Genomic DNA, 22,104 nt, shown 5'->3' on the forward strand with positions numbered 1-22,104 from the left:
AACGGGGAATTCAGAGCTGCGCCGACAGGCGCTTGATCTCGCGGTTCAGCACGCGCTCGTTGTCCGAATAGTCGATCGGCACGTCGATCACGTGCACGCCCGGCGACGAGAAACACTCGCGCAGCAGCGGCTCGAGATCGTCGGCCGATTCGACGCGGTGCCCGTGCGCGCCGTAGCTTTGCGCATACGCGACGAAATCGGGGTTCTGCAGCGTCATCGCGAAATCGGGGAAGTTCATGTTCTCCTGCTTCCAGCGGATCATCCCGAACGCGTCGTCGCGCAGGATCATCACGACGAGGTCGAGCTTCAGCCGCACGGCCGTTTCGAGCTCCTGCGAATTCATCATGAAACCGCCGTCGCCGCACACGGCAATCACCTTGCGCTGCGGATGCACGATCTTGGTCGCGATCGCCGACGGCAGGCCTGCGCCCATCGACGCGAGCGCGTTGTCGAGCAGCAGCGAATTCGGCTCGTGCGCGCGCCAGTAGCGCGCGAACCAGATCTTGTACATCCCGTTGTCGAGACAGACGATGCCGTCGACCGGCAGCGCGTTGTAAAGATCGTTGACGATCCGCACCGGATACATCGGGAAGCGCGGATCGTGCTGGCCCTTCTCCAGATGGGCGTCGAAATGCTCCTTGATCATCGCGAAGCGCGCGAAATCCCAGTGCGGCTGCGGCGCGATCGCTTCCGTCATCTGCCACACCGCGTTCGCGATGTCGCCGACCACCTCGATCTGCGGGAAATAGACGGGATCGACCTGCGCGCCGAGGAAGTTCACGTGGATCACGGTCTTGTCGTCCGCGCGCATGAAGAACGGCGGCTTCTCGATCACGTCGTGGCCGACGTTGATGATGCAGTCGGCATGCTCGATCGCGCGGTGTACGAAGTCGCCGTCGGACAGCGTCGCGTTGCCGAGCCACAGCGGATGCGACTCGTCGATCACGCCCTTGCCCATCTGCGTCGTGAAGAACGGGATGCCCGTCTTGTCGACGAATTCGCCGAGGATCTTGCGGGTCGTCTTGCGGTTGCCGCCCGCGCCGATCATCAGCAGCGGATGGCGCGCGGCCTGGATCGCGTCGACCGCGTGCGCGACCGCCTTTTCCTCGGCCACCGGCCGCCGGCTGTAGCTGCGCGGGATCGGCTTGCCGTCACCCTCCTCGTGTGCGATGTCTTCCGGCAGTTCGAGGTGTGCGGCGCCCGGACGCTCCTCCTCCGCGCGACGGAACGCCTCGCGTACGGCCGACGGGATGTTGCCGATCGACACGATCTGCCGCGTGAACTTCGTGAGCGGCTGCATCATGTCGACCACGTCGACGATCTGGAAGTGGCCCTGCTTGCTGGACTTGATCGGCTTCTGCCCGGTGATCATCAGCATCGGCATCCCGCCGAGCTGCGCATACGCGGCGGCCGTCACGAAATTCGTCGCGCCGGGCCCGAGCGTGGCGATACACACGCCGGTGCGGCCCGTCAGGCGGCCGTAGGTGGCGGCCATGAACCCGGCCGCCTGCTCGTGCCGGGTCAGCACGAGCTTGATCTTCGATCGCCGCAGCGATTCGAGCAGATCGAGGTTTTCTTCGCCTGGAATGCCGAACACGTACTCGACGCCTTCGGCTTCCAGCGCCTTCACGAACAGATCCGATGCTTTCATGGGGGACTCTCGGTTGATGCCGCCTGCCCGGCCTACGGACACGCAGCGTTCAGAACGCGCGCCGGCCTACGGCACGCGGACGCTTTACCTACTGGACACAAACCACGGCACTGCCCGCCGCGCAACACGCGATACGCGGCGGCGCCTCCGGATTCCGGAGGACAAACGGATCCGCCCGCGCGCGGCAAGCGCGCGGGCGGCAAGGACGTTTTTGATTGTAGACGGATTCGGGAAATGTCGACTTCGGCCGAACGGCCATTTGGCGCCCAAACGAAGCAGGCGGCCCTAATGTAGCGGCAACGGAACAGCCCGATACACCTGTGAACCATGGTTGACATACTGCAATCAATGCCCTACAGTGCGCCTACGTTCAGCATCCGGACCACCGCCGTCTTCGACGCATGGTTTGCCGGCCTGCAGGATCGCGTCGCAAAGCGCCGCGTCCAGGCGCGCATCGACCGCCTGTCGATGGGTAATCCGGGCGACTGGAAATCCGCCGGCTCGCCGGTCGTCGAAATGCGGATCGACCATGGCCCCGGATATCGCGTCTACTACGTCCGGCGCGGAACGATCTGGGTCATCCTGCTCTGCGGCGGCGATAAGTCGACGCAACAGGCCGACATACGCGCCGCGCACGCGATGCTCGCGCATCTCGACATGGAGTAATCGATGGACAAGATCAGCACCCGGCCGTGGGATTCGGCCGACCATCTGAAGACCGAAGACGACATGGCCGACTACTTCGAAGCGTGCCTGCAGGAAGCCGGCGACGATCCGGCCTTCATCGCGCACGCGCTCGGGGTAATCGCACGCGCACGCGGCATGTCGCAGGTCGCGCGCGATGCGGGCCTGTCGCGTGAAGGGCTATACAAGGCGCTGTCGCACGACGGCAACCCGAGCTTCGGCACCATCCTGAAGGTCATCAAGGCGCTCGGCCTGCAACTGCACGGCTCGAAAGCGCACGCATGACGCGCGGGCACGGCCCGTCCCGCCTTCCGCGCGATGTCCGTGACCGCGTCAATGCAACCACCCGGCCGCAGCGCGGCACCAGCGGCACCAGCGACACCAGATACAATCCAAGCCCGATCAGCCCGCCGACCAGCGTGTCGTTGATGCAATAGATCGTCCGAATGGCATATCGGCCCCGTAAAGGCAACGTGCGCCCCTATACTCGTCGGGACGACGGCAACCGGCCGGCATGCATTGGCGACACCGGCCATCGCGTGATGATCTCACCAATTCCCTATCAATCAGGATTCCTATTGGTTATTTCACGTAGAGGCACTTCGACGTAAGCGTCGTCGAAATCATTTCACCCCTATTGACGTATTACGTCAAACGTAATACCATGCCCGTAATGATCAGATCGTTCCGATGCAAAGATACCCGGTTGCTGTTTGCCGGAGAATCACCAAAGCGCTTCCGTACGATCGAAACCGTTGCTACCCGGAAACTGCAAATGGTCGCCGCCGCGAAAGAATTGCGCGACTTGCGGGCACCGCCCGGCAACCGGCTCGAAGCATTGCAAGGCGATCGGGATGGTCAGCACAGCATCCGAATCAACGAACAATGGCGGATCTGTTTCGTATGGAGTGACGATGGCCCGACCCAGGTCGAGATCGTCGACTATCACTGACTGGAGCTTTGCATGCTCAAGAATGGAATGCGCCCGATTCATCCGGGCGAAGTCCTGCGGGAAGAATTCCTCGTTCCGCTGGACATGAGCGTCAACGCACTGTCGCTCGCGTTGAACGTGCCGGCGACACGCTTGCACGAAATCGTCAAGGAACGGCGCGGTATCACGGCCGATACGGCTTACCGGCTCGCGCGCTACTTCGAGACGTCGCCGGAATTCTGGCTGAACCTGCAGACCGCCTACGATCTCAAGACACTGCCGACGCGCAGCGAGATCGACCGCAAGGTCGAACCGCGCGAGCGCACGCACGCGTAAGCACCGCAGCCGCAGTTCGCCGGTGTGACTGCGTCAATGCAACCACCCGGCCGCCCAGCGCGGCACCAGCGACACCAGATACAACCCGAGCCCGATCAACCCGCCGACCAGCGTGCCGTTGATGCGGATGTATTGCAGATCCTTGCCGATGTTCAGCTCGATCTGCTGCGACATCTCGCGTGCATCCCAGTTGCGCACCGTGTCGCGGATATGGCGCATCAGGAAATCCGCGAAATCCGGCGCCATCTCGTGCACCGCCTTCTCGACGTGCTCGTTCAGCGACGCGCGCAATGCCGGGCTCTCCGCAAGCCGCGCACCGAGCCAGCCGCCGAGCGTCGCGGCCTGCCGGTGCAGTGCCGAATCGGGGCGCGCGAGATCGGCCTTCAGCCACGCGCGCAACTGATCCCACAAGTCGCGCACATACTCGTTGAACGCGGCGCCGTCGCGAACATAGCGCTTGATCTCCTCGCCCTTCGCGATGAACACGGGATCGTGCTTCAACCGCTCGGTCAACCGCACGACCGTCCGGTCGAAGCGCTGCCGCAGCTCGTGCTCGGGGTCGGCCGCCACGCCCTCCAGCACGCGGCTCACCGCACTCGCGAGCATCCGCGCGCCGTTCTCGCCGAACCACTGCGTCGGCATGATCTTCTCGACCTTCGGGTACTGCGTCTTCAGCCATTCGACAATGAAGCCCGCGATCACCTCGCGGTTCTCCTCCTTGTCGAGCACGTCGACCACCTGTTCGATCGCATCGTCGAGCAGCACCTGGTGGCGGCCGTCCTTCGTCAGCGTGTCGAGGATCGCGCCGGCCGATTGCGACAGGTCGACCCGGTCGATCACCGCGCGAAACGCATCGTGGACGAACGACTGGATCCGCGCGTCGTCGGTCATGTCGAGCGCGAAACTCATCAGCTTCGTCACATAGCCGCCGAGCGCATCGGTGTTCGCCGGCTCGCCGAGCCACGCGCCGAGTTTCTGCGCGGGATCGTGCTGGCGGATCTGCGCGGCGAGCGCGTCGGGGCCAAGGAATTTCTCGCGCACGAACACAGCGAGGTTGTCGGCGATCTTGTCCTTGTTCTTCGGAATGATCTCGGTATGACGCGACACGAATGGAATCGGCACACGGCGGAACAACGCGACGACCGCGAACCAGTCGGCGAGCGCGCCGACCATCGCGGCTTCGGCCACGGCCTTGAAACCGTCGACCCACGGGCCACGCGGCAACAGGATCGTCGTGACGAACACCGCGACGGCGGCCAGCAGCAGCCACAGCGCGCGGCGCTTGCTTCGTTTCAGTTCGAGGGCTTTGTCAGGCGTCATGGCGGCAGACGAATCGGCGATGCCGCTAATATCCCCGATTTTCCACCGGCCGACAAACGCGCGGCATGACGCGCGACGGGCCCACGCGACCGCCGCCGCGCATCACGTCGCTCGTCACGTCACGCAACCGTCCTGCAAGCGCGCGGCCGGCGACGTCGGCGACGACACAATCCGTCCGCCGCGCCGGCCTTGCTCGTCGCGCCTGCCGCCGTTACAGAAACGTCTTCAGGTTCACCGCCGGATCGGCGAGCTTCACCGGATCGGGCACCGCCCCCGCCGCGATCAACCGGCGCGATGCGCCGATGTCGCGCCCGAGGTTCGCCGCGGCCACCGCGACGATCCTGCCGTCGTCACCCAGCCCGAATACCGTGAACGGCCCGCTCGCCGGATCGCCGCGCACGACGATCGTGCGTTCGCTGCCGAACAGCCCGAGCATCTGCAGGTTGCAGTCGTACTGATCGGACCACAACCACGGCAGCTCGGCATAGGTTTCGTCGGCGCCGAGCAGGTTCGCGGCCGCGACGGCCGGCTGGTTTTCGGCCACCTGCCACGATTCGATCCGCACGTGACGCCCGAGCAGCGGATTGAAGTGCATCGTCACCTCGCCCGCCGCGAAGATCGCGGGATCGGCCGTGCGGCAGCCCGCGTCGACGCGTATCCCGTTGTCGACCTCGAGCCCCGCTGCCTGCGCGAGCTCGACATTCGGCACCACACCGATACCGACCACGACGAGGTCGGCCGGCACGTCGCCGCGATCGGTTTCGACGATCGCGCCGCCGCCCGGCGCACGACGGATCGCACGCGGCAGCGTTGCCATCTGGAAGAGCACGCCACGTGCGTCATGCAGCCGATGCGCATACGCGCCGACGACTTCCGGCAACGCGCGCTGCAGCAAGCGCGGCGCCGGATCGATCACCGTCACGTCGCAACCGAGCTGGCGCGCCGCCGCCGCGACCTCGAGGCCGATGAAACCGCCCCCGAGCACCGCCACGCGGCGGCCCGGCGAAAGCTGCGTGCGCAACGCACGCGCATCGTCGACCGTGCGGACGTAATGCGGCGTGACACCTTCGTCGATCGCGCCGCCAAACGTGCGCACCCGCGAACCCGTCGCCAGCACGAGCCGCGCGTAAGGCAGCGTCGTGCCGTCGTCGAGCCGCACGCGCAGCGCGTCGCGCTCGATCGCGTCGACACGCGTGCCGAGCCGCAGCTCGATGCGCTGCGCGTCGTACCACGCGGCATCGCGCACGAACGCACGCTGCTCGCCGCCATCGCTCAGCAGCGCATCCTTCGACAGCGCGGGCCGGTCGTACGGCAGCTCGCGCTCCGCGCCGATCATCACGATGCGCGCCGCTGCGTCGCGCTCGCGCAGCGCTTCGGCCGTGCGCCGCGCCGCGTGGCCGGCGCCGACGATCACGAACGGATCAGCCGACATTGACTTCCACCTGCCCGTCGACGATCCGGATCGGATAGGTCCGCACCGGCTCCGTGATCGGCGCGCATTTCGGCGCACCGGTGCGAATGTCGATCAGCCCCTGGTGCAGCGGGCATTCGACGCAGCCGTCCTCCACATAGCCTTCGGACAGCCGCGCATGGCCGTGCGTGCAGAGGTCGTGCATCGCGAACAGCTCGTCGCCGATCCGGAACACGGCGATCGGTTTCTGGCCGGCGACGCGCGCCGCCGGTTCGTCTTCGGAGAATTCGTCGAAAGCGCCGAGCGGATGCCACTCGGCGAGCATTGCTTCAGTCATGACTTTTCCTTGCTTCCGTATCAGATCGGGGTTGCGAGCAGCGTCTGCACGCGCGACGTGTCGTAGATCACCCGCTTGGTCTTGTAGCGCAGCCCGTCCGGCGTGCGCACAACCGTGTCGTAGTACTTGCCGGCCTGGTACACGTTCGACTCGCCGTTGCTGCGCGTCTGCACGACGACGTAGTTGCTCTCGGTATCGATCTCGCCGTCACGTTCCGCAACAATCGTCAGGCCCGACGTCATGTGCCGGTACGTATGCTCTTCGTAGATGTTCGCGTGCCGCAGCGACACCACGCGGTCGCGCAGCATCCGCTGGTTCGTGCAGTGCACGATCCCGACCGGCAGCCCGAGGTCGGCGTTCTCCTTCGGCACGATTTCGTACGTGCAGTCCTCGGTAAACATCGTCGGCCATGCTTCGAGCCGGTTGTTGTCGAGGTGCCCGATATAGCGGTTCTGGAGCATGTAAATCTCGAACCACGTCTTCATGTCTTCCGTCATTTCGCTCTCCCGCCTCAATAGCCCATCAGCTTCTGGTAGCCGACCCAGAACTTGCGGATCAGGCTTTCGGTGATCACGGTGTCCTGCTGGTCCGGATTGCCGCGCGACATCTCGATCACCGACGTCGCGTCGCCGTCGCGCACCGTGCCGCGCTGCACGAGCTCGGTCGCCTCCGTGTCCTCCATCGAGATGTAGCCGGCCGGCCCGACGAGGTTCGCCTGCTTGATGCGCAGCGCGCGCAGCTCGGGCGTGTCGTCCGCGTAACCGAAGAAATGGAAGATCAGTTCGAAGTTGTCGGGGCCTTTCGGCAGGATCTGGCGTGCGACCAGCGTGTTGTGGATCTGCTGGATCACGAGTTGCGGGAAGATCGGCTGGATATGGTTCGTGCAGTCCTCGTCGTATTCCGACACGAGATCGAGAATCGATTCGTCCTCCAGATGGAAGCCTTCGTCGAACGAGCGAATGTTCTGCTGCTTGTACGCCGCCGACGTATCGTCACCCGTCTTCGTCACCGTGATGATGCTGTGCAGCCCGTGGTTCGCATCCGGAATCGAGCGCGCCTTCATCCCGACGCGGAAGATGTTGAAGGTCGTATGGAACAGGTGCAGCATGCTCGCGTGATACGGGTCCTTCACGTTCTCCATGTACAGCTTCCAGTTCGACTTCGAATACTGGCGCGTGCAGCCGAGATACTCGATCGGCTTATGGAAGATCCGGTCGATCCACGGGCGCATCTGCTCGCCGAGATAGTCGGGCAGCGGCATCACGTCGTCGCTGAAGGTGGCGAACACGAGCCCGCGATAGCTGTCGACGCGCAGCTTGCGCAGCCCGTGCTGCTTCGGGTCGAAGTCGGCCGGCATCCCGGACATCCCCTTCTGGCCGCGCCGGAACGGCACGCCGAGCAGGTTGCCCGAGTTGTCGAAGCTCCACTGGTGATACACGCACGTGTGCGAGCTCGCGTTGCCGCGCGACTTGCGGCACACCTGCGCGCCGCGGTGCGCGCAGCGGTTCACCCACGCGGAAAGCGTGCCGTCCTCGGTGCGCGTGACGACCACCGGCGTATCGCCGACGAACGTGCTCTTGAAGTCGCCGGCGTTCGGGATTTCCGCTTCCAGCGCGACGAAGTTCCACGTCGGCCCGCGGAAGATGCGTTCCTGCTCGCGTTCGTAGACGGCCTGCGAGCTGAACACCTTGTACGGCACGCGCGAGCCGTCGTCGTGCGGAAAGCTCACGGCGGACGCGTCATCGCGCGAGGCGAACACGACGGGCGATTCTGTCTGCTCCATGTCGGACTCCTTGTGGTTCCGTTTCATTAACAAGATGGAGTCCATTTTTGAAAGGCTAATATTCGCCGTCTATCCGGAAAGTGCGATTGCGGCGGTGCAATATCCACTTTCGGCGGATTTCTGCGCTAGCATGGCGGCACACACGACCCTGCGCACGATCGCGACCCATTCATCGGATCGAAGCGCGCGTCGCTCATACAAAGGCTGAGGCCCATGTCCCCAACGTCGTTCGAGCCGCTCGCGCTGCGCGCGCACCGGCTGTTCGAATCCCGCGATCTCGACGAGACGCGCGAGCGGATCTCGCGCGTGATGCAGCCGCATGCGCTACTGCCGAACGGCCGCACGCATGGTGCGTCGCACATGGATTTCGTCAGGCTCGGCGGGCTCGGAATCGGCACGATCGCATTCGGCGACGCGATGCGCGTGCAGGTCGACGCGGTCGACGGCTACTACCTGCTGATGTTCTGCCTGTCCGGCCAGGCCGAGGTGCGCGCGATGGGGCGGCAGCTCGGCGTCGACGGCCAGACCGGCGTGCTGTGCGCGCCCGGGGAGCCCTTCGACGCAGTGCTGTCCGCCGATTGCGAGCAGTTCGTGCTGCGCATCGACGCGGCAACGGTCGGCTCGCTGACGGGCGACCCGCGCGCGACGCTCGATCCCGTGCTGCATGTCAGCGACGCCGCGCTCGCCGCGTGGCGCCAGCAACTGATGCTCGTCGCACGCTCGCCCGAACTGCTCGAACGCGCGAACGCGAACCCGCGCGTCGCGTCGCAGCTCGAGCATCTGCTGATCGACCTGTTGATCGAAGGCCATCCGCCGTCCGTGCTGCGCGCGTCGCACCGCGACCCGGCGCCGGGCTTCGTGCGGCGCGCGCAGGAGTTCGTGAACGCGCACTACACGCAGCCGCTGCAGCTCGCCGATATTGTCCAGGCCGCCAACGTGCCCGAACGGACCCTGCGCGACGCGTTCCTGCAGTTCCGCGGAATGAGCCCGATGCAATACCTGCGCGCGACGCGGCTCGACCATGCACGCGAGTTGTTGCGCGGCGCGATGTCCGACCGGCGAATTGCCGATGTCGCGCTCGATTGCGGGTTTACCCACCTCGGACGGTTCGCGATCGCGTATCGGGAAAAGTTCGGGGAATCGCCGTCGGAAACGCTCGACGCGAAGCGGTGACGCCGGTGCCGCATCGGCACGCGCACACCCCGCTCCACACCGCACGTTGCATTTCGGCGGACGTCTTGCCGATCGCCATCGACCCGACTCCCACCTTCCACCCGCGCCGGAATTGACGATCGGTCGCATTTTCGGCGGCGCCCCCGACCCTCACCCCCGCCGTCTGCGCCTCGGCTTGGCGTCGTGCGCAGCATCCGCAGACGGCCGGCGCACGTCGTCGAGCCGCGCCGACGCGCACGCCAGCGCGCGTTCGACCTGGTCGATCATCGTACGCGTGGCCTCGCTGCACGGACTCGCGCGCAGCAAAAGCCCCAACCACTCCAACCGCCGGGCGAGCATCGGCATGACCAGCGTTCGGACGATCAGCCGCTGATCCCGGTCCGACGGATTAAAACGCGCACATGCATCGATGAGCGCATCGAGGGTGAGTGCGGCACGGGTCGGATACGTCAAGACGTTCATGGGTGGATACTCCCCGTCGCAGCAGGCTGCGAACCGTTATCCCGATCAAAACGCGTTCCATTCGGCAGTCCCGCCCGACACCTGCGCGGTCAGCGCCCCGGCCAACGGCGCAACCGCGGGCGGTTTCGCCGGCACGGGCGGACGCGCCGGCGCGGACACCATCGTGGCGGGCGCCTCGACGGGGTTCGGGGCGAGCTTGAACGCCGACATCGCCTGCTGCAGATGGCCGGCCTGCTCCTCGAGCGAATGCGCCGCCGCGGCCGCCTGCTCGACGAGCGCCGCGTTCTGCTGCGTCGCCGTATCCATCTGCTCGATCGCCAGATTGATCTGCTCGATCCCCTGGCTCTGCTCCCGCGACGCGGCCGCGATCTCGGCGACGATATCGGACACCTGCTTGATCGCCAGCTTCACCTGCCCCATCGTCGCGCCGACGCCGGTGGCCTGCTGCGCGCTGTCCCGGATCATCGACACCGACGCGCCGATCAGTTCCTTGATCTCCTTCGCGGCGGCCGCCGAGCGCTGCGCGAGGCTGCGCACCTCGCTCGCGACCACCGCGAAGCCGCGCCCCTGCTCGCCTGCGCGCGCCGCTTCCACCGCGGCGTTGAGCGCGAGGATGTTGGTCTGGAACGCGATGCCCTCGATCACGCCCGTGATGTCGGAAACCTGGCTGGAACTGCTGCTGACCTGCTCGATCGTCGCGACCATGTGCTGCACGGCGTCGTTGCCGGCATCGGCCATCCCGGTCGCGCGCGTCGCGAGCGTATTTGCCTGCTGCGCGTTGTCGGCATTCTGCTTCACGGTCTCGGTCAGTTGCGTCATGCTCGACGCGGTTTCCTCGAGCGACGCGGCCTGCTCTTCCGTGCGGGCCGACAGATCGGAATTGCCGCTCGCGATCTGGCGCGACGCGACCGCAACCGCTTCCGCGCTGCGCTTGATGCCGCGCACCGTCGCACTGAGCTGTCGATCCATCTTCGCCAGCGCACCGAGCAACCGGCCGAATTCGTCATGCGAATCGATGTCGATCGGGTTGTCCAGCGTGCCGCCGGCGATTTCGTCGGCCACGCTCACGGCCTGTCCGAGCGGCGTCGAGATGTGCCGCAGCAGGTGCGCGGACACCCACGCGGCGATCAGCACGCCGATGCCCATCACACCGATCGCAATCCATAAAATGATCCGGAATGTCGACGCGCTATCGTCGACGAACGATTTCGCCTGGGTGATGTTCAGTGCGATGTCGTCGTCGAGCGCCTGCTTGAGCGCGCCGGCGGCCGGCGACAGCCTGTCGATCGCCGCAGCGGCGGCGTCGTAGTCCCCGCCGCTCACGGCGGTGACCGCTTCGTCGACACCCGCTCTGAACTGGGGCAGCACGCCACGGATCCGGTCCGCGATCTGGCGTTCCTTGTCGCTCGTGATCGATTCGCCGTAGTAACGGTTCCATATCGTGTCGAGACGGCCCTGCTCGGCACGAATCTCGTCGATTCCTTTGCGGACCCGCACCGGATCGCGTTCGGCCTGCACCCGGCGCATCTGAAGCTGCATCCCGAATGTGGCGGCGCGAATTTCCGACAATTCGCTGATCGGCAGCGTATTGCCCGCATAAGCGCCATGGACGTTCGAATTCAGCCGCGACAGGCCGAATATGCCAAATACGCCGATTGCCACCATTAATACGACGCACGTGGCGAGCGCGAAATAAATTCTGAACTTAATGCTTCTTTCAAATCGGCCCACGTTGCTCTCCTTGAATGTTCCAGGTCGATGCGGAACGGGAAACCCGTTGTCCCACCCTTGTTTACGGAGCGCGAAACAGCCAATTTATCGGTCGATGATGGGATAGTAAAAACCGTGCGCGTCAATAATCGAGATACGCGCCGTTAATCTTTTTTTTCGTTAAGCCGACTTCGATGCATTCCGCGAGCATCGGTTGAAATTGTTTCATGCAGGAAACACACGCGGCCCGGCGTGCCGAATATCCTGAATAACGTGACATTGCGCCCCTCTCCAATTCGAACGGGCGCGTCGAAACAGATCGTTAGTTGCGGCAACTCGTACCCGGACAGCAGCCCTTATGCCGCCGCCCCGATCATCTCCCGAGCGATCGCGCAGAATGCGGCCGTGGCGGCGCTTTCGCCGTGCAGCCGCCGGCTCATGATGATCGGCGAAGTCGCGGCCGGCTCCGGCAACCGCCGGTAGACCACGCCCTTCACGCGCACCCCCTCCACGCTCTCCGGCACCAGCGACACGCCCACCTGCGCGGCCACGAGCCCGAGCGCCGTCTGCAGCTCGCGTACCTCGTGCACGGCCGCCGGCACCAGCGCGCCGTCGCGCAGCGCGGACAGCTGCTGATCGGCGAAGCTCGGCCGCGGCGTGCTCGGATAGACGATCAGCGTCTCGTTCGCGATATCCGCGAGCGTCAGCGGCCGGGCCGGATCGGCGAGCGGATGCCCGGCCGGCAGCGCCGCGATCAGCTTTTCCTCGATCAGCGCCTCGCGCACCAGTTGGTCGTCGTCGAACCGCAGCCGGCCGAAACCCACGTCGATCCGCCCGCCCTTCAGCGCGCCGAGCTGTTCGAGCGTGAACATTTCGATCAGCGACAGCTCGACGTCCGGCTGCGCCTCGCGAAACGCGCGGATCACGTCCGGCAGCGCGCCGTACAGCGTCGACGGCACGAAGCCGATCACGATCCGCTCGGACAGCTGCGCGAGCCGCCGCGTCAGCGGGCCGAGCTCGTCGGCCTGGTCAACGAGGCGCTTCGCCTGCGCGTAGAACACGCGCCCCGCATCCGTCAGCTTCAGCGGCCGCGCACCGCGCTCGAACAGTGGCAGCCCGATCTCGTCCTCGATCGCCTGGAGCTGACGGCTCAGCGGCGGCTGCGTCATGTGCAGCCGCTCGGCCGCCCGCGTGATGTTCATTTCCTCGGCGACGGCAATGAAGTAGCGGAGCTGACGCAATTCCATTTCATGCCTCAAAGGTATGGAAGTAGTCGGAAAGAGTGTTGGACGACGCGGGGCGGGAATTCCTACCATGTGCACCAACAGGAGGAATCGCATGATAGCAACTGCCGCCACCATCGAACGCATCGAGACGCTGCTCGTCGACGTGCCGACGATTCGGCCCCACAAATTGTCGGTCGCCACGATGAATTGCCAGACTCTCGTGCTGGTCCGTGTTCGATGCACGGACGGTATCGAAGGCGTCGGCGAGGCGACGACCATCGGCGGTCTCGCGTACGGCGAGGAAAGCCCCGAAAGCATCAAGGTCAACATCGACACCTACTTCGCGCCGCTGCTGCAGGGCATGGACGCGACGCGTCCGGGCGCCGCGATGGCGCGCGCGCGCAAGCTGTTCCAGGGCAACCGCTTCGCGAAGTGCGCGATCGAAACTGCGCTGTTCGACGCGCAGGCGCAGCGTCTCGGCGTGCCGCTGTCCGAGCTGTTCGGCGGCCGCCGGACCGATGCGGTGGACGTTGCATGGACGCTTGCGAGCGGCGATACGCAGCGCGACATCGCGGAAGCCGAAGCGATGCTCGACGCGCGCCGCCACCGTGCATTCAAACTGAAGATCGGCTCGAACGCGGTCGCGGACGACGTCGCGCACGTCGTCGCGATCAAGCGCGCGCTCGGCGAGCGCGGCGACGTGCGTGTCGACGTGAACCAGGCATGGAGCGAAACCAACGCGATCTGGGCCGGCGCGCGGCTCGCGGAAGCCGGTGTGAGCCTCGTCGAGCAGCCGATCTCCGCGACCAACCGCGCGGGACTGAAACGCCTCACGCAGCTCGCGCAGGTGCCGATCATGGCCGACGAGGCGCTGCACGGCCCCGTCGATGCGTTCGCGCTCGCGCAGGATCGCGCGGCCGACGTGTTCGCGGTGAAGATCGCGCAATCGGGCGGCCTGCAGGGCGCGGCGAGCGTCGCGTCGATCGCGGCGGCGGCCGGCATCGAACTGTACGGCGGCACGATGCTCGAGGGCGCGGCCGGCACGATGGCGTCCGCGCAACTGTTCAGCACGTTCGACTCGCTGAAATGGGGCACCGAGCTGTTCGGCCCGCTGCTGCTCACCGAGGAAATCCTCGTCGAGCCGCTGCGCTACGAGGATTTCAAGCTGCACCTGCCGGCGACGCCCGGCCTCGGCATCACCTTCGACTGGGCCCGCATCGAACGGATGCGACGCGACGCCCGTTGACCCCACACGACAACCGAAACCGGAGACACAGATGAACAAGCAAGCCATCGACGCACTGCTGAAGACCTTCGACGACGCCGCCGAGAAGCCCGGCAACCCGCGCGTGCGCGCGATCGTCAACCGGATCGTGAAGGACATCTGCTACACGATCGAGGACTTCGACGTGCAGCCGAGCGAGTTCTGGACGGCCCTGAATTACCTGAACGAAGCCGGCCGCGAATTCGGGCTGATCGCCGCGGGCCTCGGTCTCGAGCGCTTCCTCGACGTGCGCATGGACGAAGCCGAGGAAAAGGCCGGCATCCAGGGCGGCACGCCGCGCACGATCGAAGGGCCGCTGTATGTCGCCGGTGCGCCGGAATCGCTCGGCCATGCACGTCTCGACGACGGCACCGATCCGGGCCAGACGCTCATCATGCGCGGCCAGGTGCTCGGCCACGACGGCGCGCCGATCGCGAATGCGCTGGTCGAGGTGTGGCATGCGAACCATCTCGGCAACTACTCGTACTTCGACCAGTCGCAGCCCGCGTTCAACCTGCGCCGCTCGATCCGCACCGATGCCGAAGGCCGCTACAGCTTCCGCAGCGTACTGCCGGTCGGCTACAGCGTGCCGCCGGGCAGCAAGACCGAGCAACTGCTCGACCAGCTCGGCCGCCACGGCCATCGTCCGGCGCACATTCACTTCTTCGTTTCGGCCGACGGTTATCGTAAGCTGACGACGCAGATCAACATCGACGGCGATCCGCATCTGTGGGATGACTTCGCGTTCGCGACTCGCGACGGGCTGATTCCGCCGGTCAAGCAGGCGGAAGGCGCGGAAGGCAAGCCGTATGGCGTGGACGGGCAGTTCGCGCTGATCGACTTCGACTTCTCGCTGCTCAAGGAAAAGCAGGACGTGCCGGGCAGCGAAGTCGAACGAGCCCGCGCGCAGGCGTGAGCGGACTTCCCGTTCGACGAATCGACAACGCAAGGAGTGCAGGATGCTGTTTCATGTGGAAATGACCGTCCGTCTGCCGACGGACATGGATCCGGTCAAGGCGGCCACGCTGAAGGCGGAAGAAAAGGCGATGTGCCAGCGGCTGATGAACGAAGGAACCTGGCGACATCTGTGGCGGATCGCGGGGCAGTATGCGAACGTCAGTATTTTCGATGTCGAGAGCGTGCAGCAGTTGCATGACCTGCTGAGCCAGCTGCCGCTGTTCCCGTATATGGAGATGGAAGTGCGGGCGCTGTGCCGGCATCCGTCTTCGGTGCGGGACGACGATCGCTAAGTAGGCGATCGAGCACTGACAAGACGGGCGGCCTGCGATCGTATCGCGGGCCGCCCGTTTCATTTCGTCATCCGCAGCGGTGAATCAGGTTGCCGCGCGACCTACTTCTGCGCATCCATCTTGTCGGCGACTTCGTCGCCGTACACCTTCGCGACACGTCGCGCGACGATCGCCTGCATCAGCGTCTTGTCGAAATCGTCGGCGGTTTTCCAGCCGCTGCCATCCTTGACGAACGTGAAATCGCCCTTCAACTGCAGCATCGACGGCGCGCCGATCGCGCCGAGCAGCCGATCGCGATAATCGATCAGCAACGGACACGACACATGGTCGCCGTCGATCTGCTTGCAATCGGCGGACGGTATGACGCCCAGCACGCTGCTCGCCAGCGTCGTCGGTTCGTCGCTGCCGGGCATCGGCTTGCCGTAGCTCGGCGAGCGCTCCGACACGCTCTTGTCGAGTTGCGCGACGCCCGCCATGAATGCCGTGCTGATGACGTCGCGCCCGAGCGGCGCGCCGAGCTTCGGGTTGAGGCCCTGCGCGCTATAGCGGGCCGTCACGTATTCCGCCGGGAACGTCTGCACGACGAAATCGCTCTTGTCCTTGTCGTCGTGCCGAACCACATAGCCGAGCGTCGTGTGCTCGTCGGCGACAGTCAGGTCCGCCAGGCAGCCGCGCGCCTGGTTGGCTTCGTCGTAGCCGACTTCGCGGTGGTTGCTGACGCGCGGAAAAGGCGTGCTACCCTTGTCAAGCATCTGCATCGGGTTCTTGCGCATCATGTCCATGCGCGCGTCGAACATCAGCGAATTCAGCGTCTTGACGGTGCTCGACGCGCTGCACGCGGGCGTCGATGCGGGCCACAACAGGTAGGCGCCCACCGCCAGCGCGGCAGCCAGACCGCCGAAGCCAATCAGCATCTGCTTCTTCTTTTGCTCGCGCTGGATCAATGCGACCGTTTCGTTCAGACGCTGTTCGAACCGGGGTGGATCGATCTCCTCCAGCATCTTCATCAGGATGAGCTTCGCGTCGATGCTAGCGAATCGGCCGTCCAGCAACTCATGCGTCGCTTTCGCCTCGGCGTCCGACGTCGTGTAGCCCTCGGCGATCAGCCAGTCGAGCAGTTCGCGCGCGGAATCGGTATCGGGAAGCTCGGCCGGTGCGTCCTTCAGACGCTGCGTGACGCGCGCCGCCTGTTCCTCGGTCAGATAGCCGCCGGCTTCGAGTGCCATCAGCAGGCTGGCGCGGTCATCGTGTTCGATCGATTCGGTGGGGCCCGCTTGTTCGAATGACATGATTGTTGTTCTCCGTCGAGACGGATTCGCTGCGCCGGCATGCAGGCCGATTACGCAGACGAATCACGTCGATCTCCTGAAACTACTTGATTTGACTGTACGTGTCGATATGTCCGTACACTGTTTCTGCGCATCCGGCCGCCTCGTCCGCCCCGCCAGTTGGCCATTTCAAGACACTGCAAAGTTCCACCGTCAGCTATCGACTCGCCCCGCGCTTTCCGGAATCGCGACCGCCCACCAATTCGTTCATCGACAATTCGAGCTTGAGCGGCTTGTCGGCGTCGAGCCTCCTTTTCTCGACGACACGTTTCCACCCATCGCCGTTTCCCGGAGCCCGATAGAACGCGACGACTGCAACGTACCGCGTATCGCCCCGCATCGGCTGAGACAGGCTTGCCGATGCCCCGGGACTCACGACCGTCGACATGTCAGCCTGCAGATCCTGGGCGAGCACCGCCCGATCGCTCTTCATCAGATCGTCATACGACGCCCCGTCGAACACCTTGCGATCCTTCAACTGATACACACGAACCGCCACCGACATCGCGCGCCCAGCCTCGTCCGGATTCAGTGCAGCCCGTGCCGCGAGATCGACATTCAACACCTTTACCTGCTTGAAAAACACCGCACGATAGGCATTCGACGATGCATCCGAAACGGACTGCCAGGCACCGCAGCCCGACAGAAGCAACGCTGCGGCAACAGTTGCCGCGCTCATTCGTTTGAACATGAAGGCTCCAGAATCAGATCGTGCGCGGCACGAGATGCAGGTTCGATTGAGGTGTCGGAAATGCCTCGTAGACACCGAGCGCGATATCGATCAAGCGCGCGTTCTCTGAGGGCAACACCGTGGTCCAGCCGAGACGCGGCGCAGGATCTGCACGCCCTGCCCCGACCACCGGACCCGGAACGAAACGGGACGACACTTCCATTCGCAAATGCACATCGGCTTTCACGCCGACATACAACCGAATGAACGCCATCAACTCGCGATGCAACGACGCGCCCGGCAACAGATCGTGCGCCTGCTGCGCATCGTCAGGCCGCAGCGTCACACGCACCGCACGGCTGCGATATGCGACGCGCCGGCCGAGCACGTAACCGCCGCCGAGTCCGACGCGCCGATCGTCCCGTGAAGCTGCAATCGCCGGGCGTGTCGACGTCAGCGGCCGCGGCCGGCCCGCGCTCGTCGTCACCGCCCAGAACTCGTCGACGCGCACGCCAGCCCGCGGCGCGGCCAATGCGATAACGCCGGCAAGCCCTTCGGACGTTCGCGTGCGCTGGATCAGCAAACCGAGCAGCGCAAGCATTCGAGACGCCGGTAAACCGGCACGCGCAGGTTTGTCGCCCCATCCAAACCCCGCCAGACACAACAGGCTCCGGGAATAATCATCGACACCGCCGGCCTGAAAACGCTCGGGATAGCGGTATTTCTTCCATGTACGGTACAGCAGCGTCGCGATGCGATGATTGAACGGGTCGAGAAACGCCTCGACCGCTTCATATCCCTCTTCGCGCAGCGCGATCTCGTCGATCGTATGCGACGGCATCGCCGCATCGACCCCGTACAACCCCATGAATGTCGTGCGGATGGTCGGCGGCGCATCGCCATCCTCGTCGTCGACCTCGACCGCGGCCATCTCGCCGGCCGGAAAGCCCAAGCGAGCACGCGGCCGGAATCGCACCGGCTCGTGTTCCAGCGTATCGCGCGTACCGAATCCGGGCGCGTCGGGATCACAGGCTTCCAGCAGCCGACAGAACTGCATGAAGCTCATCTTCGGCGCACGCGCCAGCAGGCCCCCGACAATTGCCGGAAGCTCCTGCGCATCGGTCGCTTCGACACCGGCCCGATTAAATGCGCGCCTCACAATGCCGCCCTCTGCACCTTGCCGCGCGGCCACTCCGTCCGAAGCTGAGACGGCAGGCTGACGATCGCCAGCTTCGTAAACAGGTTGATTTCCGCGTATGCCTCGAAGAACCGATGCAGCAATTCCCCGAACAGCATCACGTCGCCTTCGCCGGAAAATGCGTGCGAATCCAGCGTGATCTCGATCAAAACGCCTCGCTCGACGGCACCGCCCGACACCTCTTCGATCATTTCCTGCGACACATGCAAAATGCCCGCGAGCCGCCGCCGGTTCAGCTCGTCGCTGGTCCAGTCATAAAGCGCCAGGGCGCCTCGCAGCACTTCCGCGTCCATCATCGACAGGAAGTTCGGCGCCAGATGCGACAACACGCGCCACTGGAAGCGATCCTCCGTCGGCGGATACAGCGGCAACGTCGGCGACACGAGATTACGCACGCACGCAACGCTTTGCGTGCTGACCGCGATCTCGTTGAGACTTGCCTCGCGCAACCCCTTGCGCGGCAGCATCCCGTTGGTACCGGTCACGCGCAAGGACAGGCTCTCCTCGGGAAGCGCATCCATCGTTTCCCACGCGTGACCACCGAGAATCACCCAGGTTTCGTGTATTCCCGACATGCCCGGACGCACGCGCGTATGGAAATAGCGTTCGGGGGCCTCGTGCCGCAGCATGCCGCCGCGGTGACGGAAGGTGGCAAACGGCACGTATTCGTATCGTTCGGCCGTATCGTGGTCGAATGTCGCGATCGCGTCGACCGAATACGTTTCGACATGCTCGCCCTGATGGCCGGCCGGCACGACGCGATATTCGGTTTCGTGATGATCGATCTCGATAGGTTCGGCATCGAGTTCGAACAGGTTGATGACGGGCGTGCAGAACAGTCGCACGTTTTCCGCGCTGAAACGCTGGTCCGACGGATACGCGTGCTTCAGCACGATTTCGAGTTCGAAGCGGGTCGCACCTTCCGGAAGCTTCGCAACATCGAGCCCGCACACGTCGACGAACAGAAACTTCTCGCGGAACGTGAAGTACTCAAGCAGAAGCTGATAACCGGAAAACGCGGCATCGGCCTTGGGCCACAATCGCTCTTCTGTCGAGAAGCCCGCGGGCTCGATCGTGACATCCACGAGCGGCACCGGTTCGCCATCGCGAATTTCCGGGACGCGCCAGTGGATCGCGTCGACCTGCCGCGTGAGCGCGAGATGCATCGCGAATGCGGTCGGCAGATCCGCGTTCAGATGCACACGCAGGCGAGCCAGGTTCGTTTCACTGCGGAGTGCGGATCCCTGCAATGCAAAGCCAATCCTGATCACCGACCGGCCGTCATGGCGCACGGCCGGACCGGCGTGTGTAATCGTAATCGGATGAAGCGCGACCGGTTGTGTGGTCCGGTACAGGCACTGGATCGTTCGCAGCGCCGAATCCTCGACACCACTTGGCGAAGGAACATTGATCGGGGCTGACCTGACGGGTGCGCCGGCCGGCACCACTTCGGTCTTCTGCAGTTTCTCCGCGAACGGCATCAACTCCACGATCGACAGCGACGGAATCATCCGCAGATAGTGCGGCCACAACAGGCTGACGAGACCTTCGGTCAGTTCAGGCAATTCGTCATCGAGTTTTTGCCGAAGCCGCCCGGTCAGGAATGCGAAACCCTCGAAGAGCCGCTCGACGTACGGATCTCGATCACCTACGCGATCGAGATTGAGCAGACGCGCGCGATCGGGATGCGCTTTTGCGAACTCCTTGCCGGATTCGCGCAGATAACGCATTTCCGCTTCGTAGTAGCGCAGGATGGAATCATTGTTGTCCATGGGAATCCGTTACGAAAGGGTCAAGGCGCGGGCAGGATCGAGCACGGTCAGTTCGGCCTGCAGTTCAGCAACACGACGCATGAGTGCTGACTTATCGGCATCTTTGCGGCTGCTCATCGTTTTCAACGCCTTGACGAGTTGTTGCTTGACTTCGAACGTCAGCGCCGGCTCCCAGCGCATCAGCGGCAGCGACCGCGACGATGCGTCGAGCTCGGCAAGCAGCGCGAGCGCCGCATCGGGACGGCCGGCATGATCGGCAAGCCGGGCCATCACGAGCCGCTGCAGGTAGCGATGCCGATCGGTTTTCATGCCGGGTAGCGCTTCAAGCCAAGCGAAAGCCGTTTCGATGCCGTCGCGAGCCGCCAGTTCGCGGGCCTGGGTCTCGATTTCAGGCCAGTCGCCGGTGGCGTCGCCTTCGCTATCTGCGGAGACCGACAGCGGCGCAACCGTCTCGCCCGCCTCCAGGTCACGCACGACCGCGTGCCGGGCAATCCATTCGAGCGTCGTGTCGTCGGCGAATGGCGTGCCGTCGCTGAATGCCAGCCGTTCGATGCCCGGCAGTCGTTCGAGAAACAGCGCAAAGTCGGCGCGTAGCAGTTCGCGCCACGCGCTGTACGGCATGCCGACGTGATCGAGCGCGACGTGCTGGAAGTATTGAAGATCGAACCACAGGTGATTCACGCCTTCCATGAACGCGCCCTCGACACGCTCCAGCAACTCGTGCCAGTGCTTCTGCAGCACAAGGCGCTTCATCTGCTGGCGCAGCTCGGCGCGTGGTGGCGCCAGACGCGTATGCGATGCGGCATCTGCCGGTGGCACGTCGTGCAAGGTGTCCCAGCGAACGCTGCGCACGAGGCGCACCGACGGCAAATAGCCGTTTTCCTGATCCCGCAGCCACGCCGACATCGACCGTGCCTGATCGAGCAGGTCGCGCGCCGACGCGATCGCCCCGCTCGACGCGGGACCAGAAACGACCTTTTGCGGCACGGTCGCGCCCGGATTAGCGCTACCAGCCGGTTCGTCGTTGCGCTCGAAACGGGAAACCAACGACAGGAAATTCGGCCGCGCAGCTTCCAACCAGCTTCCTGTTTGTTCGACGAGCACGTCGAGTGCAGCAAGCGCACGCTCGAGATCGCGTGGCGCAAAGTCGCCACGGCTGTCCAGCATGTCGATCACGCGCGACGTCGCCAGCATTTCCATCGCCGCCCGCTTCGCCTCGGCTCGCGCGGGCAGCACGGCCTCGCCGAACCGGTCGACTAGCGAAGCAGCCAGTTCCAGTCCGTCGGCAAAGCCGGCCGGGCCGTCCTGACGCAGCCTCGCGAACGTGTAGTAGCCGACCAGACGCAGATCCTTCCCGGTTTCCTTGAGCAACTGCTCGCAGGTGCGGACGATGAGTCCATCGTCGATTCCCGACAGCTTGTTTGCCTCGTCCTTCAGTTCGAAGAACGCATCCTCGTAGCCGGGATCGCGGCCGCATGCTTGTTCCCCGGGTATCGGAGCCAGCCATGCCGCCCAGGTGGTCTGCCGGGATTCCTGTAGCGAATCGACACGAGATCCGCCGACGAGTGTCTTTACAAAATTGGCAAGCGTCATGGCAG

22 protein-coding genes are annotated in these 22,104 nt (G+C 64.7%); 8 read left to right on the forward strand and 14 right to left on the reverse strand.

What is annotated here, in order from left to right:
• Nucleotides 1–10: 10 nt before the first annotated feature.
• Complete coding sequence (locus HAV18_RS07275) at nucleotides 11–1,651, reverse strand: acetolactate synthase large subunit (protein ID WP_166954292.1); 1,641 nt, start codon at nucleotides 1,649–1,651, stop codon at nucleotides 11–13.
• A gap of 348 nt (nucleotides 1,652–1,999) precedes the next feature.
• Here HAV18_RS07275 and HAV18_RS07280 point away from each other — a divergent pair, with 348 nt between their 5' ends.
• From HAV18_RS07280 to HAV18_RS07295, 4 genes are all read left to right on the forward strand, one after another.
• Nucleotides 2,000–2,317 (forward strand): type II toxin-antitoxin system RelE/ParE family toxin, encoded by a 318-nt coding sequence (locus HAV18_RS07280; RefSeq protein WP_166956626.1) that lies wholly within the window; start codon nucleotides 2,000–2,002, stop codon nucleotides 2,315–2,317.
• 3 nt (nucleotides 2,318–2,320) lie between these two features.
• Nucleotides 2,321–2,620 carry an addiction module antidote protein gene (locus HAV18_RS07285; protein WP_039344756.1) on the forward strand — a complete coding sequence of 100 codons (300 nt, stop codon included), beginning with the start codon at nucleotides 2,321–2,323 and terminating at the stop codon, nucleotides 2,618–2,620.
• A gap of 379 nt (nucleotides 2,621–2,999) precedes the next feature.
• Entirely contained in the window at nucleotides 3,000–3,287 is a 288-nt protein-coding gene (locus tag HAV18_RS07290; protein ID WP_279573900.1) for a type II toxin-antitoxin system RelE/ParE family toxin, read from the forward strand.
• Nucleotides 3,288–3,299: 12 nt separating this feature from the next.
• Nucleotides 3,300–3,602 carry a HigA family addiction module antitoxin gene (locus tag HAV18_RS07295; protein ID WP_166954294.1) on the forward strand — a complete coding sequence of 101 codons (303 nt, stop codon included), beginning with the start codon at nucleotides 3,300–3,302 and terminating at the stop codon, nucleotides 3,600–3,602.
• A gap of 33 nt (nucleotides 3,603–3,635) precedes the next feature.
• Here HAV18_RS07295 and HAV18_RS07300 read toward each other — a convergent pair whose 3' ends face one another.
• From HAV18_RS07300 to andAc, 5 genes are all read right to left on the reverse strand, one after another.
• Nucleotides 3,636–4,922, reverse strand: a complete 1,287-nt coding sequence (locus HAV18_RS07300) for a DUF445 domain-containing protein (protein ID WP_166954296.1) — start codon at nucleotides 4,920–4,922, stop codon at nucleotides 3,636–3,638.
• 211 nt (nucleotides 4,923–5,133) lie between these two features.
• Nucleotides 5,134–6,354 (reverse strand): anthranilate 1,2-dioxygenase system ferredoxin--NAD(+) reductase, encoded by a 1,221-nt coding sequence (gene andAa, locus HAV18_RS07305; protein ID WP_166954298.1) that lies wholly within the window; start codon nucleotides 6,352–6,354, stop codon nucleotides 5,134–5,136.
• Entirely contained in the window at nucleotides 6,344–6,670 is a 327-nt protein-coding gene (gene andAb / locus HAV18_RS07310; RefSeq protein ID WP_166954300.1) for an anthranilate 1,2-dioxygenase ferredoxin subunit AndAb, read from the reverse strand. Before andAb ends, andAa begins: the two co-directional genes overlap by 11 nt.
• Nucleotides 6,671–6,690: 20 nt before the next feature.
• Complete coding sequence (gene andAd, locus HAV18_RS07315; RefSeq protein WP_166954302.1) at nucleotides 6,691–7,167, reverse strand: anthranilate 1,2-dioxygenase small subunit AndAd; 477 nt, start codon at nucleotides 7,165–7,167, stop codon at nucleotides 6,691–6,693.
• Nucleotides 7,168–7,181: 14 nt separating this feature from the next.
• A complete protein-coding gene (andAc, locus tag HAV18_RS07320) occupies nucleotides 7,182–8,453 on the reverse strand; it encodes an anthranilate 1,2-dioxygenase large subunit AndAc (RefSeq protein ID WP_166954304.1) in 1,272 nt (423 codons plus the stop codon).
• 213 nt (nucleotides 8,454–8,666) lie between these two features.
• Between andAc and andR the strand changes: the two genes are divergently transcribed.
• Nucleotides 8,667–9,626, forward strand: coding sequence for an anthranilate 1,2-dioxygenase regulatory protein AndR (gene andR / locus HAV18_RS07325; RefSeq protein WP_166954306.1), 960 nt, complete (start codon nucleotides 8,667–8,669; stop codon nucleotides 9,624–9,626).
• Between the two features lie 150 nt (nucleotides 9,627–9,776).
• Here andR and HAV18_RS07330 read toward each other — a convergent pair whose 3' ends face one another.
• The 3 genes from HAV18_RS07330 to HAV18_RS07340 all read right to left on the reverse strand — a co-directional run bounded on the left by HAV18_RS07330 (nucleotide 9,777) and on the right by HAV18_RS07340 (nucleotide 13,045).
• A complete protein-coding gene (locus tag HAV18_RS07330) occupies nucleotides 9,777–10,088 on the reverse strand; it encodes a hypothetical protein (protein WP_166954308.1) in 312 nt (103 codons plus the stop codon).
• Nucleotides 10,089–10,133: 45 nt separating this feature from the next.
• Nucleotides 10,134–11,819 carry a methyl-accepting chemotaxis protein gene (locus tag HAV18_RS07335; protein WP_166954310.1) on the reverse strand — a complete coding sequence of 562 codons (1,686 nt, stop codon included), beginning with the start codon at nucleotides 11,817–11,819 and terminating at the stop codon, nucleotides 10,134–10,136.
• 335 nt (nucleotides 11,820–12,154) lie between these two features.
• Complete coding sequence (locus HAV18_RS07340; protein WP_166954312.1) at nucleotides 12,155–13,045, reverse strand: LysR family transcriptional regulator; 891 nt, start codon at nucleotides 13,043–13,045, stop codon at nucleotides 12,155–12,157.
• A 91-nt stretch (nucleotides 13,046–13,136) separates the two neighbouring features.
• On the opposite strand from HAV18_RS07340, the gene HAV18_RS07345 reads away from it, so the two are divergent.
• The 3 genes from HAV18_RS07345 to catC are packed head-to-tail and all read left to right on the forward strand — an operon-like array spanning nucleotide 13,137 to nucleotide 15,538.
• A complete protein-coding gene (locus HAV18_RS07345; protein ID WP_166954314.1) occupies nucleotides 13,137–14,270 on the forward strand; it encodes a muconate/chloromuconate family cycloisomerase in 1,134 nt (377 codons plus the stop codon).
• A 31-nt stretch (nucleotides 14,271–14,301) separates the two neighbouring features.
• Nucleotides 14,302–15,204: a catechol 1,2-dioxygenase gene (gene catA / locus HAV18_RS07350; RefSeq protein WP_166954316.1), complete on the forward strand. Its 903-nt coding sequence runs from the start codon at nucleotides 14,302–14,304 to the stop codon at nucleotides 15,202–15,204.
• Between the two features lie 43 nt (nucleotides 15,205–15,247).
• Entirely contained in the window at nucleotides 15,248–15,538 is a 291-nt protein-coding gene (gene catC, locus HAV18_RS07355; protein WP_059706458.1) for a muconolactone Delta-isomerase, read from the forward strand.
• A 101-nt stretch (nucleotides 15,539–15,639) separates the two neighbouring features.
• On the opposite strand, the gene HAV18_RS07360 is transcribed toward catC, so the two are convergent.
• The 5 genes from HAV18_RS07360 to tssA all read right to left on the reverse strand — a co-directional run bounded on the left by HAV18_RS07360 (nucleotide 15,640) and on the right by tssA (nucleotide 22,099).
• Nucleotides 15,640–16,827: a hypothetical protein gene (locus HAV18_RS07360; RefSeq protein WP_166954318.1), complete on the reverse strand. Its 1,188-nt coding sequence runs from the start codon at nucleotides 16,825–16,827 to the stop codon at nucleotides 15,640–15,642.
• A gap of 196 nt (nucleotides 16,828–17,023) precedes the next feature.
• Nucleotides 17,024–17,557, reverse strand: a complete 534-nt coding sequence (tssJ, locus tag HAV18_RS07365) for a type VI secretion system lipoprotein TssJ (protein ID WP_166954320.1) — start codon at nucleotides 17,555–17,557, stop codon at nucleotides 17,024–17,026.
• A 13-nt stretch (nucleotides 17,558–17,570) separates the two neighbouring features.
• Nucleotides 17,571–18,635, reverse strand: a complete 1,065-nt coding sequence (gene tssG / locus HAV18_RS07370) for a type VI secretion system baseplate subunit TssG (RefSeq protein ID WP_347814753.1) — start codon at nucleotides 18,633–18,635, stop codon at nucleotides 17,571–17,573.
• Nucleotides 18,636–18,691: 56 nt separating this feature from the next.
• Nucleotides 18,692–20,506 (reverse strand): type VI secretion system baseplate subunit TssF, encoded by a 1,815-nt coding sequence (tssF, locus tag HAV18_RS07375; RefSeq protein ID WP_166954322.1) that lies wholly within the window; start codon nucleotides 20,504–20,506, stop codon nucleotides 18,692–18,694.
• Between the two features lie 9 nt (nucleotides 20,507–20,515).
• Entirely contained in the window at nucleotides 20,516–22,099 is a 1,584-nt protein-coding gene (gene tssA / locus HAV18_RS07380; RefSeq protein ID WP_166954332.1) for a type VI secretion system protein TssA, read from the reverse strand.
• Nucleotides 22,100–22,104: the final 5 nt, after the last annotated feature.

The sequence above is a fragment of the Burkholderia sp. D-99 genome (assembly GCF_011605345.1).
GTDB lineage: Bacteria > Pseudomonadota > Gammaproteobacteria > Burkholderiales > Burkholderiaceae > Burkholderia.

Excerpts from the sequence above, each read along its gene's own strand:
- HAV18_RS07340 (WP_166954312.1), bottom strand. The coding sequence starts at position 13,045 with ATGGAATTGCGTCAGCTCCGCTACTTCATTGCCGTCGCCGAGGAAATG.
- HAV18_RS07290 (WP_279573900.1), top strand. The coding sequence starts at position 3,000 with ATGCCCGTAATGATCAGATCGTTCCGATGCAAAGATACCCGGTTGCTG.
- HAV18_RS07330 (WP_166954308.1), bottom strand. The coding sequence starts at position 10,088 with ATGAACGTCTTGACGTATCCGACCCGTGCCGCACTCACCCTCGATGCG.
- HAV18_RS07285 (WP_039344756.1), top strand. The coding sequence starts at position 2,321 with ATGGACAAGATCAGCACCCGGCCGTGGGATTCGGCCGACCATCTGAAG.
- tssF (WP_166954322.1), bottom strand. The coding sequence starts at position 20,506 with ATGGACAACAATGATTCCATCCTGCGCTACTACGAAGCGGAAATGCGT.
- andR (WP_166954306.1), top strand. The coding sequence starts at position 8,667 with ATGTCCCCAACGTCGTTCGAGCCGCTCGCGCTGCGCGCGCACCGGCTG.
- catA (WP_166954316.1), top strand. The coding sequence starts at position 14,302 with ATGAACAAGCAAGCCATCGACGCACTGCTGAAGACCTTCGACGACGCC.
- andAa (WP_166954298.1), bottom strand. The coding sequence starts at position 6,354 with ATGTCGGCTGATCCGTTCGTGATCGTCGGCGCCGGCCACGCGGCGCGG.
- tssJ (WP_166954320.1), bottom strand. The coding sequence starts at position 17,557 with ATGTTCAAACGAATGAGCGCGGCAACTGTTGCCGCAGCGTTGCTTCTG.
- HAV18_RS07360 (WP_166954318.1), bottom strand. The coding sequence starts at position 16,827 with ATGTCATTCGAACAAGCGGGCCCCACCGAATCGATCGAACACGATGAC.
- HAV18_RS07280 (WP_166956626.1), top strand. The coding sequence starts at position 2,000 with ATGCCCTACAGTGCGCCTACGTTCAGCATCCGGACCACCGCCGTCTTC.
- andAc (WP_166954304.1), bottom strand. The coding sequence starts at position 8,453 with ATGGAGCAGACAGAATCGCCCGTCGTGTTCGCCTCGCGCGATGACGCG.
- HAV18_RS07295 (WP_166954294.1), top strand. The coding sequence starts at position 3,300 with ATGCTCAAGAATGGAATGCGCCCGATTCATCCGGGCGAAGTCCTGCGG.
- tssA (WP_166954332.1), bottom strand. The coding sequence starts at position 22,099 with ATGACGCTTGCCAATTTTGTAAAGACACTCGTCGGCGGATCTCGTGTC.
- HAV18_RS07345 (WP_166954314.1), top strand. The coding sequence starts at position 13,137 with ATGATAGCAACTGCCGCCACCATCGAACGCATCGAGACGCTGCTCGTC.
- andAb (WP_166954300.1), bottom strand. The coding sequence starts at position 6,670 with ATGACTGAAGCAATGCTCGCCGAGTGGCATCCGCTCGGCGCTTTCGAC.
- andAd (WP_166954302.1), bottom strand. The coding sequence starts at position 7,167 with ATGACGGAAGACATGAAGACGTGGTTCGAGATTTACATGCTCCAGAAC.
- HAV18_RS07275 (WP_166954292.1), bottom strand. The coding sequence starts at position 1,651 with ATGAAAGCATCGGATCTGTTCGTGAAGGCGCTGGAAGCCGAAGGCGTC.
- HAV18_RS07300 (WP_166954296.1), bottom strand. The coding sequence starts at position 4,922 with ATGACGCCTGACAAAGCCCTCGAACTGAAACGAAGCAAGCGCCGCGCG.
- catC (WP_059706458.1), top strand. The coding sequence starts at position 15,248 with ATGCTGTTTCATGTGGAAATGACCGTCCGTCTGCCGACGGACATGGAT.